This window comes from Streptomyces sp. NPDC056948, assembly GCF_042674225.1.
GTDB lineage: Bacteria > Actinomycetota > Actinomycetes > Streptomycetales > Streptomycetaceae > Streptomyces > Streptomyces purpurascens.
Map to the genome: position 1 here is coordinate 1 of NZ_JBHUQX010000099.1, position 12,664 is coordinate 12,664.

10 protein-coding genes and 1 pseudogene are annotated in these 12,664 nt (G+C 74.6%); 5 read left to right on the top strand and 6 right to left on the bottom strand.

Annotated features, from left to right (window positions below; translation table 11 throughout):
* Positions 1 to 34 precede the first annotated feature (34 nt).
* Positions 35 to 712 (bottom strand): response regulator, encoded by a 678-nt coding sequence (locus ACFTZL_RS15260; protein WP_382581816.1) that lies wholly within the window; start codon positions 710 to 712, stop codon positions 35 to 37.
* Entirely contained in the window at positions 709 to 1,953 is a 1,245-nt protein-coding gene (locus tag ACFTZL_RS15265) for a sensor histidine kinase (RefSeq protein ID WP_382581819.1), read from the bottom strand. The genes ACFTZL_RS15260 and ACFTZL_RS15265 overlap by 4 nt, the downstream gene beginning before the upstream one ends.
* Before the next feature lie 261 nt (positions 1,954 to 2,214).
* On the opposite strand from ACFTZL_RS15265, the gene ACFTZL_RS15270 reads away from it, so the two are divergent.
* Positions 2,215 to 4,203 carry an FkbM family methyltransferase gene (locus tag ACFTZL_RS15270; protein ID WP_382581822.1) on the top strand — a complete coding sequence of 663 codons (1,989 nt, stop codon included), beginning with the start codon at positions 2,215 to 2,217 and terminating at the stop codon, positions 4,201 to 4,203.
* Positions 4,204 to 4,209: 6 nt separating this feature from the next.
* Positions 4,210 to 5,346 (top strand): glycosyltransferase family 4 protein, encoded by a 1,137-nt coding sequence (locus tag ACFTZL_RS15275; protein WP_382581825.1) that lies wholly within the window; start codon positions 4,210 to 4,212, stop codon positions 5,344 to 5,346.
* Between the two features lie 58 nt (positions 5,347 to 5,404).
* Here ACFTZL_RS15275 and ACFTZL_RS15280 read toward each other — a convergent pair whose 3' ends face one another.
* A complete protein-coding gene (locus tag ACFTZL_RS15280) occupies positions 5,405 to 5,593 on the bottom strand; it encodes a response regulator transcription factor (RefSeq protein ID WP_020271300.1) in 189 nt (62 codons plus the stop codon).
* 224 nt (positions 5,594 to 5,817) lie between these two features.
* Between ACFTZL_RS15280 and ACFTZL_RS15285 the strand changes: the two are divergent.
* Positions 5,818 to 8,625 (top strand): annotated as a pseudogene (locus ACFTZL_RS15285) (AAA family ATPase); the annotation flags it as partial.
* A gap of 51 nt (positions 8,626 to 8,676) precedes the next feature.
* Here the strand turns inward: ACFTZL_RS15285 and ACFTZL_RS15290 are convergent.
* From ACFTZL_RS15290 to ACFTZL_RS15300, 3 genes are read right to left on the bottom strand one after another with little or no spacing between them, the layout of a single operon-like run.
* Positions 8,677 to 9,543, bottom strand: coding sequence for an ABC transporter permease (locus tag ACFTZL_RS15290; protein WP_382581828.1), 867 nt, complete (start codon positions 9,541 to 9,543; stop codon positions 8,677 to 8,679).
* Complete coding sequence (locus ACFTZL_RS15295) at positions 9,540 to 10,508, bottom strand: ATP-binding cassette domain-containing protein (protein ID WP_382581831.1); 969 nt, start codon at positions 10,506 to 10,508, stop codon at positions 9,540 to 9,542. The genes ACFTZL_RS15290 and ACFTZL_RS15295 overlap by 4 nt, the downstream gene beginning before the upstream one ends.
* Positions 10,505 to 11,392 (bottom strand): phytanoyl-CoA dioxygenase family protein, encoded by an 888-nt coding sequence (locus ACFTZL_RS15300; RefSeq protein ID WP_382581834.1) that lies wholly within the window; start codon positions 11,390 to 11,392, stop codon positions 10,505 to 10,507. The genes ACFTZL_RS15295 and ACFTZL_RS15300 overlap by 4 nt, the downstream gene beginning before the upstream one ends.
* Before the next feature lie 481 nt (positions 11,393 to 11,873).
* Here ACFTZL_RS15300 and ACFTZL_RS15305 point away from each other — a divergent pair, with 481 nt between their 5' ends.
* Together ACFTZL_RS15305 and ACFTZL_RS15310 are read left to right on the top strand one after the other, a co-directional pair.
* Positions 11,874 to 12,422, top strand: a complete 549-nt coding sequence (locus ACFTZL_RS15305) for a lasso peptide biosynthesis protein (RefSeq protein WP_382581837.1) — start codon at positions 11,874 to 11,876, stop codon at positions 12,420 to 12,422.
* Position 12,423: 1 nt separating this feature from the next.
* Entirely contained in the window at positions 12,424 to 12,588 is a 165-nt protein-coding gene (locus tag ACFTZL_RS15310) for a hypothetical protein (protein WP_382581839.1), read from the top strand.
* Positions 12,589 to 12,664 lie beyond the last annotated feature (76 nt).

Genomic DNA, 12,664 nt, shown 5'->3' on the forward strand with positions numbered 1-12,664 from the left:
GTCCTGGTGGCCGGGTCGGGGGCGTGGTGCTGCCTCATCCGCCCTCCCCCGGCGTCACCAGACCCGCCTCGTACGCCACGATCACCGCCTGCGCCCGGTCGCGGACCTCCAGCTTGGTGAACAGGCGGTTGATGTGGGTCTTGACCGTGTGGTCGGTGATGGTGAGGCGGTCGGCGATGTCCGCGTTGGAGTGGCCCTGGGCGATCAGGAGGAGGACCTCGATCTCGCGGGCCGTGAGGCGGTCCAGGAGGGGCCCCGGGGCGGTGACCGGGCGGCGGGGGGCGAACTCGGAGATGAGGCGGCGGGTGATGCCGGGGGCCAGCATGGCGTCGCCCGCGGCCACCACCCGTACGGCGTGCAGGAGTTCGGGGAAGGTGGCGTCCTTGAGGAGGAAGCCGCTGGCGCCGGCCGCGAGCGCGTCGAAGACGTACTGGTCGAGGTCGAAGGTGGTGAGCATCAGCGCCTTCGTGGCGCCCTCGGTCTCCTGGAGGATCGTGCGCGCGGCCTGGATGCCGTCCAGCCTGGGCATCCTGATGTCCAGCAGGGCCACGTCGGGCCGGTGGGCCAGCGCGAGGGCGACGGCCTGTTCGCCGTCCTCCGCCTCGCCGACGACGTCGATGTCGTCCTGGGTGGACAGCAGGTTCACGAAGCCGGTTCGCACCACCGCCTGGTCGTCGGCCACGATCGCGCGGATCGGTTCCCCCGCCGTCACTCGTACACACCCTCCGCGAAGCTCTTCGCGCCCGCCCGCACCGGGAGTCCGGCCTCGACCAGGAAGCCGCCCCCGGGACCGGCCGGCCCGCAGGTCAGACGTCCGCCGAGTAGCGTCGCACGCTCCCGCATACCGCTCAACCCGTGGCCTCCAGAGTCGAGTTGGAGGCTCGGCGGGCCCGGTCCGTCGTCGGCGATGCGAACCCGGAGCTCGTCCTCCTCGTAGGTGAGGAGTATGTCGACCGCGGCGCCCCTGGCGTGGCGGCGGGCGTTCGTCAGGGCCTCCTGGACGATGCGGTAGGCCGTGAGTTCGAGGGAGGGCGGGAGCGCCGGGGGCCGGGTGCCCTCGGTGTGCAGGGTGACCTCGCCGCCGCCCGACCGGTGGGCCTCCAGCAGGGCGTCCAGGGAGTCGAGCGTGGGCTGCGGCAGCACCGGTGCGGGGTCCTCGGCCCCGGCGTCGTCCGCGTGCAGCACGCTGAGGAGCTGGCGCAGTTCGGTCAGGGCCGAGCGGGCGGAGGAGGCGATCTGCTGGAAGCCGTCGCGCGCCGGCGGGGACAGGTCGGGCGTGGTGTACGTGGCGCTCTCCGCCTGGACCGCGATCACCGACACCGAGTGCGCCACGATGTCGTGCAACTCCCGCGCTATGGCCGCTCGTTCCTGGGCCGCGGCATGCCTGCGCTCCATGGCGATCAGCTCCCGCTGGGCCGCGTCGCGCGCCTGCCGGGACTCCTCCCGGCTGCGGAAGGCGTCCGCGATGCCGACCGTCGCCACCACGCCCACCGCCAGGACGAACGACTCCGTGAAGTACGACAGCGAGCCGTCGGCGCCGAGGGCGGGCGACCGGCCGCCGAGGTCGTACACGCCCGTCGCCACATGGCCCGCGTTGACGAGGAGCGAGCCCGTGATCGCGGCGGCGCTGAGCAGCGCCGGATGCAGGACGCGGTGGCGCGCGAGGGTGTAGAGGCCCATGACCCCGGCCACCGCCACCGCCATCAGCAGCTCGGGCCGGAAGAGGAAGTTCAGCAGCGCCGCCGGTACCACCAGGAGTCCGAGCCGGGGTTCGCGCTGCCGCCACAGCAGCGGGACCACCACGAAGGGCAGGGTCGCCAGCACCGTCGTCGAGGTGATGCGCGCGTGCAGGACCTCGGCCGCGGCCAGGACGGTCAGCAGGACGCCGGTGACGTACGGGTAGCGGGGGGAGCGCGGCCAGGCGGTGGGGCGCAGGGACGGCTTCTGACGCATCCCCACATTGTCGGCCAGGGCCCTCCGGCTCGCGTCACCGTACGGGTTGACCCGGGCGCCGGGCGAGTACCACGGGTTGACGCCCAGGATCGGAATCCGGTGTGACGCTTCTCGACCGCCCCTTGCGAAGACTTGCCGGCAGTGGACCGACGCCGATCGGCAGGGGACAGGGGGAGCGGGATGCGGGGCGCTTCGAGAGGGTTGTTCGACTCGCTGGTGCCCTCGGCGGTATCGGTACAGACGGTACGGACCGCCCCGCCGGTGCGTCCTGCGGCCCTTCCCGTCTCCCTCCCGAGGGCCGGGCGCCGTACCGCCCGCCGTCCGTGGGAGACGCTCTGCTGGACCGGCTGCGCGGTGTTCGCGCTGCTGCTCTGTCTGCGCACGACCATCACCCCGCACCAGGTGTGGGGCGCCTGCGCCGCCGCCGGATACGGACTCGCCGCGCTCGTCGCCCACTTCTCCGCGCGGCCCTGGGGCCGGGCGAGCGCGGCGGTGGCCGCCGTCGGGTCGGTGCTGGTGCCGCTGGTGTTCCTGGTCGCCGACGGGGCCCGGCAGATGGAGGTCACGGTCGTCGAGCGGTCCGGCGGCCTGCTGCTGCACTCCGGCACCCCGTACGTATCCGACCCCGCCGAACTGCGCGACTACAACCCGTACTTGCCCGGCATGGCCCTCTTCGGACTGCCCCGGGCCCTCCTCGGCGACGTCCCCCTCGCGGACGCCCGCCTCTGGTTCGCACTGGTGTCACTCGGGGCGATGGGGCTGGCGGCACTGCTGTACGGGGACTCCTGGCCGTCCCGGCGCGGCGCTGCCCGGCCCCTGCTCTGGCTCGCCGCGACCCCCGCTGTCGCCCTGCCCCTCGCCGTCGGCGGGGTCGATCTGCCGGTCATCGCGCTGATGTGTCTCGCGCTCGCGCTCGCGGGCCGGGGCGGGACCGTCGCCGCCGGGCTCGCGCTGGGTGCCGCCGCGGCGTTGAAGTGGACCGCTTGGCCGCTGCTGCCCGTGGGGCTCGCGCTGCTCGCCGTGACCGCCGGGCGCCGGGCCGCCGTACGGGCCGGTGCCACGGCCGTCGCGCTCGCCGTACTGGCCGTGCTGCCGGTCGCGCTCGCCGACCCGGGGGCGTTCGCCGAGCACGTGCTGCTCTTCCCGCTCGGCGAAGGGGGCACCGGGTCCCCGGCGACCAGCCCGCTGCCGGGCTACCTCCTGGCGACGTACGTGCCGGGGGGTTTCGCCCTCGCGGTGGCGGGGCTGGCGCTGAGCGCCGTCGCGGTGGCCGTGTCCCTCGTGACGCGCCCGCCGCGCACCGCCGTCGCCGCCGCCGACCGGCTCGCGCTGGGTCTCGGCATCGCCATGTGCCTGATCCCCGCCACCCGCTTCGGATACGTCGTCTACCCGCTGGTGCTGCTCGGCTGGTTCCGGATCGTGCCGGCCGGCCACCGCCCGGCCCGGCCAGGAGGTGCCATGCCCACGCGACTCATGCCCACACGACTCGCCCCGTCCCGGGAGACCGGGCGTCCCCTGCGCTGGACGTACTCCGCGCTGTGCGCGCTCAGCCGCCGCTTCTCCTTCGTGGAGGACGAGATCGACGGGCTGCGGCAGGTGGTGGAGGACGGGGATGTCTGCCTCGACGTCGGGGCCGAGTACGGGGTGTACACGTACGCGCTGTCGTACGTGGCCGGGCCCAAGGGGTGCGTGCACGGCTTCGAGCCGCTGCCCGGGCCGTACCGCGTCCTCGGCGCGGGGGTGCGGCTGCTGTGCGGCGGGCGGGCCCACGCGCACCGGATGGCCCTCGGCGACCGGCCCCGGGACGCGGCGGTGATGAGCTTGCCGTACCGCCGCGGACTGCCCGTCCACGGGCGGGCGTTCCTCACCGACGGGGCGCGGGGCCTCGGGCCCAACGAGGAGTTCGCGGGCGAGCGGCGGCCCGTCGTGCGGGTCGGCACCGTGGACGAAATCGTGGCGGCGGCCGGGCTGCCGCGCGTCGACTTCGTCAAGGCGGACGTCGAGGGCGCGGAGCCCCTGGTGCTGGCCGGGGCGGCCGGGACGCTGCTGCGGGACCGGCCCACGCTGCTGCTGGAGATCGAGGAACGGCACCTGGCCAAGTACGGGGCGCGGGCCGGCCGGCTCGTCGGGGAGCTGCGGGACGCGGGCTACTCGATGTTCCTGTGGCGGGACGGCCGATGGCGTCGCGTGGACCGGGTCACCGGGGCGCACCGCAACTACCTGTTCACCGTGAAGCCGCTGGAGGACTGACCGACCATGCCGCGCACGCTCGTCGTCACCAACGACTTCCCGCCCCGCCAGGGCGGCATAGAGACCTTCGTCCACGCCATGACGGTCCGCTTCCCGCCCGACCGGGTCGCCGTCTACACCTCCAGCACACCGGGCGACCGGGCCTACGACGCCCGGCTGCCGTTCCCCGTGGTGCGCGACCGCGCCCACATGCTGCTGCCGACCCGGCGGGTCACCGCCCGGGCGGCGGAGCTGGCCCGCCGGTTCGACTGCGACAGCGTCTGGTTCGGGGCCGCGGCCCCGCTCGGGCTGATGGCCGGCGAACTGCGCCGCCGTACGGAGGTCGAGCGGCTGGTCGCCACGACACACGGGCACGAGGTGTGGTGGGCGCGCACGCCCGGCGCCCGCGCGCTGCTGCGCCGCGTCGGTGCCGGGGTGGACAGCGTCACGTATCTCGGTTCCTACACCCGGGCGCGGATAGCCGCCGCCGTCGGGCCGGAGGCCGCGGCGCGCATGCGGCGGCTGGCGCCGGGCGTCGACGCCGAGGTCTTCCAGGGCTCCGGGGCCGCCGCGGCCCGGGTACGGGAGCGCTACGGCCTGGGCGACCGGCCGGTCGTGCTCTGTGCGGCGCGGCTCGTCCCGCGCAAGGGGCAGGACACGCTCATACGGGCGTTACGCCTGGTGCGCCGCAGTGTGCCCGACGCGGTCCTGCTGCTGGTCGGGGACGGCCCGCACGCCCGGGCCCTGCACCGGCTCGCCGCCGAGGAGGGACTGGCCGGGGCAGTGGTCTTCGCGGGAGGCCACCCGCACGAGGACATGCCCGGGTTCTACGCCGCCGCGCAGGTCTTCGCGATGCCCTGCCGGACCCGCCGGGCGGGCATGGAGGTGGAGGGCCTGGGGATCGTGTTCCTGGAGGCGGCGGCGGCCGGACTGCCGGTCGTCGTCGGCGACTCGGGCGGGGCCCCGGACACGGTCCGGGACGGGGAGACCGGGTTCCTGGCCGACGGCCGCGACGTCCCGGCACTCGCCGACCGGCTCACGCTGCTGCTGGGCGATCCGGAACTGGCCCGGGAGATGGGCCGCAAGGGCCGGGAATGGGTGCGGGAGCAATGGGGGTGGGACCGGGCCCACGGGCACCTGACGGCCCTGCTGGGGGTGGGCTGAGGCCGGGACGTGGCCGACGGGCCGGGCGCAGGGCCCGCCCCGCCGAAGCCGGTCGTCCTTACGCGCAGTTCGTCAGCCACTTGGCGACGATGGCCGCGCGGGAGCGGACGCCGTAGCGGTCGAAGAGACGTTGCATGTGGGATTCCACGGTCTTGGGCGACATCCGGAGGATGCGGGCGATCTCCTTTCCGGAGTAGCCCTCGGCTATGAGGGCGACGATCTCGGCCTGACGTCTGCTGAGCCGCATGGCGTCTTTGTGCCGAACGGCTCCACCGTGCTGCGTAGCTGGCGTGCTCAACGTGTTCTGCCTCTCCGATGTCGTGGGGGTGACAGGCGATGCGAACTTGCGGCCGCACAAGATCCTGACGTGTGTTCGGCCGTTGCGCGCCGGAGGCATCCCCGGGGGACCCGGGCAGCTCGGGACCGTTTTGTGGCGATCCCAGGGTCTTTTCGTCGGCGCGCGTACACGAAATGATCAAGAATTGTTCTGTCGGAACGGGGGAGCGTGTGCAAAGTGGTGGGACCGTCCTTGTGGAGAGAGAACGAGAAGCGGAACGGATCGAGGACGCCCTCGCGGACGTGTCGGCGGGGCGCGGACGGGCGCTGCTCGTCGAGGGCGACCCGGGCTCCGGCCGGTCCGCCGTCCTCGGCGTCGTACGGGAGAGCGCGCGCGGCGCCGGGCTGCTCGTCCTCACCGCGCGCGGCAGCACCGAGGAACGCCAAGTGCCCTACGGGGTCTGCCTCCAGCTCTTCGAGGCGCTGCTGGAGGAGGAGCCGCCCGGGGGCAGAACGGCCGAGCGGGTACGGGCCCTGCTCGAACCGGACGGGAGACCGACGGAGGCCGAGGTGGACGCCCTGGTCCGGGAGCTCCACCGGCTCACGCTGCGGCTCGCCGCCCGGTCACCGCTCGCCCTGGTGGTCGACGACCTGCAGTGGGCCGACGAGCCGTCCCTGCGGTTCCTGACCCACCTGGCCAACCGTCTGGACGACCGGCCCGTGCTGCTGGCCGTCGCCATGACCGCACCGCACACCGACGGCCCGGCCGCACGGGCCGCGGACCTGCTCGCCCGGCTGGCGCCCACCGCCTCGCTGTGGCTGGCGCCGCTGACCCCGGCGGGGACCGAGACCGTGGTGCGCGGGCACTGGCAGGAGCCGCCGCGGGAGCGGTTCGCGACGGTGTGCCACGAACTGACCGGCGGCAACCCGCTGTTGCTGCGCGAGCTGTGCGCCGAGGCCGTGGGCGACGGCCTCGAACCGGACCCGGCCCACCTCGGCCGGCTCCTTACGACCCTGCCGCGCGGGGTCGTACGGCGGACCCGGCTGCGGCTGGCGGGCCTGAGCCGGGAGGCGGCGCGACTGGCCGAGGCCCTCGCGGTGTTCGGCGACACCGGAGCCACCGTCGACGAGGCGGCCCGGGCCGCCGGTCTGCCGCCGGGCGCGGCCCACACGGCCGCCGCGGAAGCCGTCGCCGCCGGGCTGCTGCGGGACGAGGAGCACCTCAGGCTCGCCCAGCCCCTGCTGCGGACCGCCGTGCTGGCCCTGACCCCACAGGCGGTGCGGGAGCGCGCCCACGGCGCCGCCGCCCGGGCCCTCGCGGCCCGCAACGCGCCCCTGCCCGCGGTCGGTGAGCATCTGCTGCACACCCCGCCCGCGGGCGACCCGTGGGCCGAGTCCGTCCTGCGCGGCGCCGCACGGCAGGCCGTGACGGAGGGCCGCGCGGACCGGTCGGTCCTGCTGCTGCGGCGCGCCCTGCGCGAACAGGCCCCCGCCACACGGGAGTACGACCTGCTCGCCGAACTCGGGGCCGCGGCGCTGGCCGCCGGGAGCCCCGAGGCGCTCGCGCATCTGCGCCAGGCCCTGGAGAAGGCGCCCTCCCCCGCGACCCGGGTGGCCACCGGTCTGCACTACGCGCACGCCCTGGCCAGGGAGCACCGGCATCCGGCCGCGCTGTCCCTGCTCGGCGAGCTGGCGGCCGCGCTGCCCGGCGGCGACGAGCGGCTGCGCACCCGGCTCGACGCCGTCACTGCGCTGCTGTCCCTGGGGCAGGTGGAGACCCGGGCCGGTGCCCGCGCCATCGTCCACTCCCGCTACCCCGCGCGCAGCGCGGCCGGGCCGGACGCGACCCTGCTGCGGGCGCTGCGCCTGGTCGTCGACCGGGACAACGGCGCCACCGCGAGCACCCTGGTGCGGCAGGTCGGCAGCATGCTGCGGATCACCCAGTTCCCCGTCGACGGGCTGACCGGGCTGCCCTCCGTCCACCTCGTCGTGTGCGTGCTGGCCGCCACCGGCCGGCTCTCCGAGGCACGCGGGCTGCTGCTGGACACCCTGCCGCACAGCACCGACCTCCGCGCGGCGGAACACCAGCCGGACTCCGTGGCGCTGCACGCCATGCTGTCGTACGGCCTGGGGCGGCTGGACGAGGCGGAGCGCCAGGCCCGCGCGGTGCTGGCGTTACGGGCCCGGGGCTGGCCGCCCGGCATGGGCGTGGCGTTGGCGGCGGCCGTGCTGGGCCATGTCCTGCTGGACCGGGGCGAGACGGAGGCCGCGGAGCGGGTCCTGCGTGACGGTGTGCCGCCGGGGAAGCTGCCCGGCCATCTGCTGTTCAGCCCGACCCTGGAGGCCCGGGCCCGGCTCTGTGCCGAATCGGGGCGTCTCGACGAGGCGTTGGAGGTGTGGCGGCACGCCCGCCGGCTGACGTCCGAAGGGCGGCTGGGCCTGCGGGTGACCGGCGGCTGGCACCACGTCGCCCTGGCGCTGATCGTGGCGGGCCGCGAGGACGAGGCGGCACCCGTGCTCCGGCTGGAGACGGAGACGGCCCAGGAGTTCGGCGCGGCGGTGCCGCTGGCGCTGGCCCACCGGGTGAACGGGGCCCTGCGCGGCGGCAGTCGGGGCGTGGAGGAGCTCCAGCGGGCCGTGACGCTGTTGCAGTCGGCGGAGCAGCCGCTGGAACTGGCGGCCGGTCTCGTGCAGTTGGGCTCGGCCGAGCGCCGGTCGGGACAGCGCGCGGCGGCCCGGCGGTCCCTGTGCCGGGGGCGGGAGATCGCCCGGGAGCGCGGCGCGGGTGTCCTGGCGGAGCTGGCCGACACGGAGCTGCGGGTGCTCGGCTCGCGGGCCGCGCGCGGCGGGAACGACCGGCTGACACCCAGCGAGCGGCGGGTGGCGGAGCTGGCGGGCACCGGGCTGTCCAACCGGGAGATCGCGCGGGGCCTGTACGTCTCCGTCAAGACCGTCGAGTGGCATCTGAGCCATGTGTACCGCAAGCTCGGGGTCCGCTCCCGCCGCGAACTGGTCCCGGCGCTGGCCCGCTCGGCGGGGCGGCCCGACGGCGCGTCAGCCCACCGGCGGACGGCGGAATCCGCGCACGGCCAGCAGGATCCCGACCGCCGCGACGCCGGTGCTCGCCGCCAGCGCGCCCAGCAGCCCGGCCGCGTCCGGCGCCCCCAGGCACAGACCGCGCGCGGCGTCGACGGCGTAACTGAGCGGGTTGGCACGGGCGATCAGCCGGAGCCAGAAGGGCATGCCGTCCAGCGGGGCGAATGCGCTTGAGCCGAACATCAGGGGAAAGGTGGCCACACCGGCGATGCTCTGCATGGCGTCCAGGCTGCGCAGCCAGCAGCTCAGCGCGAGGAAGACCCACGTCAGCGCCCAGATCACGAACGCGGCCAGCGCCAGGGCGGCGGCCGTGCCCGGGATGCCGCCGGGCGGGCTGTAGCCGAACAGCGCCCAGGCGCAGACCACCATGACGACCATCTGGACGCAGCAGCGCGCCACATCGGCGCAGCAGCGGGCGAAGAGCACCGAGGACAGGGCGATGGGCAGCGAACGCAGCCGGGCCGTCATGCCGTTCTCCATGTCCCGGCTGAGAATCGCGCCCGAGGCCGCGGCCGAGCCGATGCCGCTCGTCACCAGCAGCGCCGGCAGCAGGAACTCCATGTACGGCACACCGCTCGGCAGCAGCCCGGGATCGACCATGCTGCCGAAGAGCTGACCGAGCACCACCAGCAGGAGCAGCGGCTGGACGAGTTTGATCACCAGCACCCGGCGGTCCGCGAACTGGGACCACAGCGCGCGCCGGGTCAGGACGAGGACCTGGGTGACCCGGCCGCTGCCCTGCCAGCTCTCCCGGGCGCCGCCCCGCACCGCCGGGACGTCCCGGGGGGTGACCGGCGCGGCCGTACCGTCTGCCGGAGCCGTCATCGCTGCTCCTTCCCCGCCGCGGCCGGGGCGCGCTGCCCGCTCCGGGTGAGGGCGAGATACACGTCGTCGAGGGTCGGCGAGCTCAGGTCGAGACCGGTCACCACGACACCGGCCCGGTCCAGGGCCCGGACCACCGCCGGGACCTCGGCGGACGACTCCACGGGCACACCGACGCCCAGGTCGTCCGCGCCCGGGCCCGGCCGCAGGCCCGAGCGGCGCAGCGCGTCCGTCGCGGCGGCCCGCTCCCCGGGCCCGGCGAAGGAGAGCTGCACCGTGAGCGTGCCCACCCGGGCCTTGAGTTCACGGGCCGTGCCGGTCGCGGCGACCGTGCCGGAGTCGAGCAGCACGATGGTGTCGGCGAGCCGGTCGGCCTCCTCCAGGTACTGCGTCGTCAGCAGCACGGCCACCCCGTCCGCCGCCAGCCGCTCGACGATCTCCCAGAGCCCCATACGGCTCTCCGGGTCGAGTCCGGTGGTCGGCTCGTCCAGGAACAGCACATCGGGCCGCCCGACCAGGCCGATCGCCAGGTCCAGACGGCGCCGCATGCCGCCCGAGTACGTCCGGGCGGGACGCCGGGCCGCGTGCTCCAGGCCGAACAGGGCGAGGAGTTCCTCGCCGCGCATCCGCGCCTGCCGTGGGCTCGCCCCCAGCAGCCGGGCGACCAGCAGCAGGTTCGCGTACCCGGTCAGCCGGTCGTCGACGGCGGCGAACTGCCCGGTCAGCCCGATCCGGCGGCGCACCTGATGCCCCTGCCCGACCACGTCGTGCCCGGCGACAGCGGCGGAGCCCGAGGTGGGCGGCAGCACGGTGGTGAGGATGTCGACCAGGGTCGTCTTGCCCGCCCCGTTGTGGCCCAGCAGCCCCAGTACGGAGCCGGCGCCGACCGTGAGGCTGACGTCGTGCAGGGCCCGTACCCGGCCGAACGTCCGCCCGACCCGGCGGGCCTCGATCATGGGCGCCGTCATGCGGCGGAGTACGGCGTGACGTCCATGCCCGGGTACAGCTCCGCCAGTCCGGCCACGGTCTCCCGGTTCCAGTAGGGCGAGCCGGCCGGCGGGAAGCCGAGCAGTTCCCGCTGGCGCGGGGAGGCCTCGACGACGAACCGGGTCGCGGCCGGGCCGTTCGCCGAGGCCGGGGAGCCCACCCAGGTCTGCTTGTCCAGCCAGACCGAGTCGGCGGCGTGGAAGGTGAGATGGAGGGCGAAGCGGTGGCCGGTCGCGTCCCGCAGCGCGGAGCAGCGGTGCACCGTCGTCCCCGCCAGGAGCAGCACCGAGCCGGCCCGCGCGGGCACCGGCTCCTGCAGCTCGTACAGCCACGGGTACTCGTCCCGGCTGTAGGCGGAGTATCCCGAGGACAGCAGGGGCACGCCGGCCGTGTGCTTCCTGGGCACCACACAGGTGGGCCCGAGGTCCTCGGTGACGTCGGAGAGGTAGACGAGCGCGACGACGCGCTGGAACACACCGTCCCCGCGCGGCGGTACGAGGGTGTTGCGCCCCCAGGCCTCGTTGTGCAGCCGCTGGTCGTTGGCCGGCGCGATCCGGCTGCCGTACTTGGCCTGCAGGATCGAGTCGCCCAGCCGGACGTCCCGGGTGCCGGTCACCCGCTCCGCGAACGAGATCAGCTCCGGGTGCAGCGACAGACGGCTGAGCTCGACCGGCTCGTACGGGAATCCCGCCGACCTTCTCAGGGAGGCGTACCGCTCCGGCGCGCGCAACCGCTCGGAACTCTCCGGGAAATAGCGCAGGGTCGCCGCACGCGCCTTTTCGAGCTCCTCGCCCTCGAGGAATCCGTCCACCAGGGCATAGCCGTCGCGCTGGAATTTTTCCAGGTACTCGTCCGTGATACGCATATCCGCCTCCTGGCCGCACTGTATGGCTCACCGTAACCGCGCTGACGTGTATTCAGCTGTAGGTGATTTCCCCTGCGGGAAATGCAGCAGGGGAAAACAACTCGGTGATTCGTCGGAATGGTGCCGCCGTTCGCCGTGGGCCAGAGTTATGGCCATGGGACGAGCCCCCAGGGGTTCGGACCGGATGGGTTCACCCACATATCTAGGAGGTGCCAGATGGAGAAGATCGAGATCGCGGTCGACGACTTCGAGTTCGTCGGCGAGCTGGACGAGGTCACCATGGGCTGGAGCGGCCCGACCGACGACACGTTCGACGGCGACTGGACTCCGTGAGTGTCCTTGTCCCCCGGGGAGCGGAATTGATTCCCTCCTGGTGACATACCCGGGCGTGGCTTTCCTTCGGGAAGGCCGCGCCCGGTGCCTTGCCCGGTATTTCGCCCCGTGCAGGAAAAGCAGTTCTTCGAGCAGGAAAGAGGAGAACGTGTCTCCCGCCCCATCAGCTTTCCGGCCGGCCGCCGGATCTCCCCGCGAGACCCCGCGCGAGCTGCGGCGCCGCCTGGTCCGTTCCGCCCTCGCCGGCGTACGGGTGCCCGCGGAGGTCCCGGTGCGCGGCCGTGAGCTGCCCCGGGCGGTCGCGGACTACCTGCGCGTCGGCCGCGCCTTCCGCACCGGCGGCCTGGCCGCCGCCCTTCCGCTGCTGCCCCCGGTCGATCCGCGCCGGCCGAGGCGTGCCCTGCGGGACGAGGCGACCGCGTTCTGCGCCCGCGCGGCCGCCTGGCAGATCCAGGGCCTCGCCCGCACCGTCGCGGGCGCGCATCTGTGTCTGCACGAGTCGCTCGGCGTCTGCGCGGCCTTGCGCGGACTGGGCTTCGACGCCGAGGTCGTCATCGGCTACCCCGTCATCGAGCACTCGGACGGCAGCGAGGAACTGCACGCCTGGCCCGCCCTCGGTGACCTGCCCCTGGTCGGCCGCGGCGGGGAACGCCCCCTCGGCTACGTCGAGTTGCTCCGCTACCCGCAGGAGGCCTGACATGCTGCTCACCGCATTCGGCATGGCGGGCCGGGCCCACGTCCCCGGCGGCGCGCTCCTGGACACGACGACGGCCTATGACGCCACCGGCACGGCCTCCCCTCGGGCCGCCGGAGCCGGTTCCTCGGTGTCGCGGGGCCCGGTCCACTACCCGCAGGAGGCCTGACATGCTGCTCACCGCATTCGGCATGGCGGGCCGGGCCCACGTCCCCGGCGGCGCGCTCCTGGACACGACGACGGCC

Coding starts and splice junctions, on each gene's coding strand:
- ACFTZL_RS15265 (WP_382581819.1), bottom strand. CDS start 1,953: ATGCGTCAGAAGCCGTCCCTGCGCCCCACCGCCTGGCCGCGCTCCCCC.
- ACFTZL_RS15275 (WP_382581825.1), top strand. CDS start 4,210: ATGCCGCGCACGCTCGTCGTCACCAACGACTTCCCGCCCCGCCAGGGC.
- ACFTZL_RS15280 (WP_020271300.1), bottom strand. CDS start 5,593: ATGCGGCTCAGCAGACGTCAGGCCGAGATCGTCGCCCTCATAGCCGAG.
- ACFTZL_RS15290 (WP_382581828.1), bottom strand. CDS start 9,543: ATGACGGCTCCGGCAGACGGTACGGCCGCGCCGGTCACCCCCCGGGAC.
- ACFTZL_RS15295 (WP_382581831.1), bottom strand. CDS start 10,508: ATGACGGCGCCCATGATCGAGGCCCGCCGGGTCGGGCGGACGTTCGGC.
- ACFTZL_RS15300 (WP_382581834.1), bottom strand. CDS start 11,392: ATGCGTATCACGGACGAGTACCTGGAAAAATTCCAGCGCGACGGCTAT.
- ACFTZL_RS15310 (WP_382581839.1), top strand. CDS start 12,424: ATGCTGCTCACCGCATTCGGCATGGCGGGCCGGGCCCACGTCCCCGGC.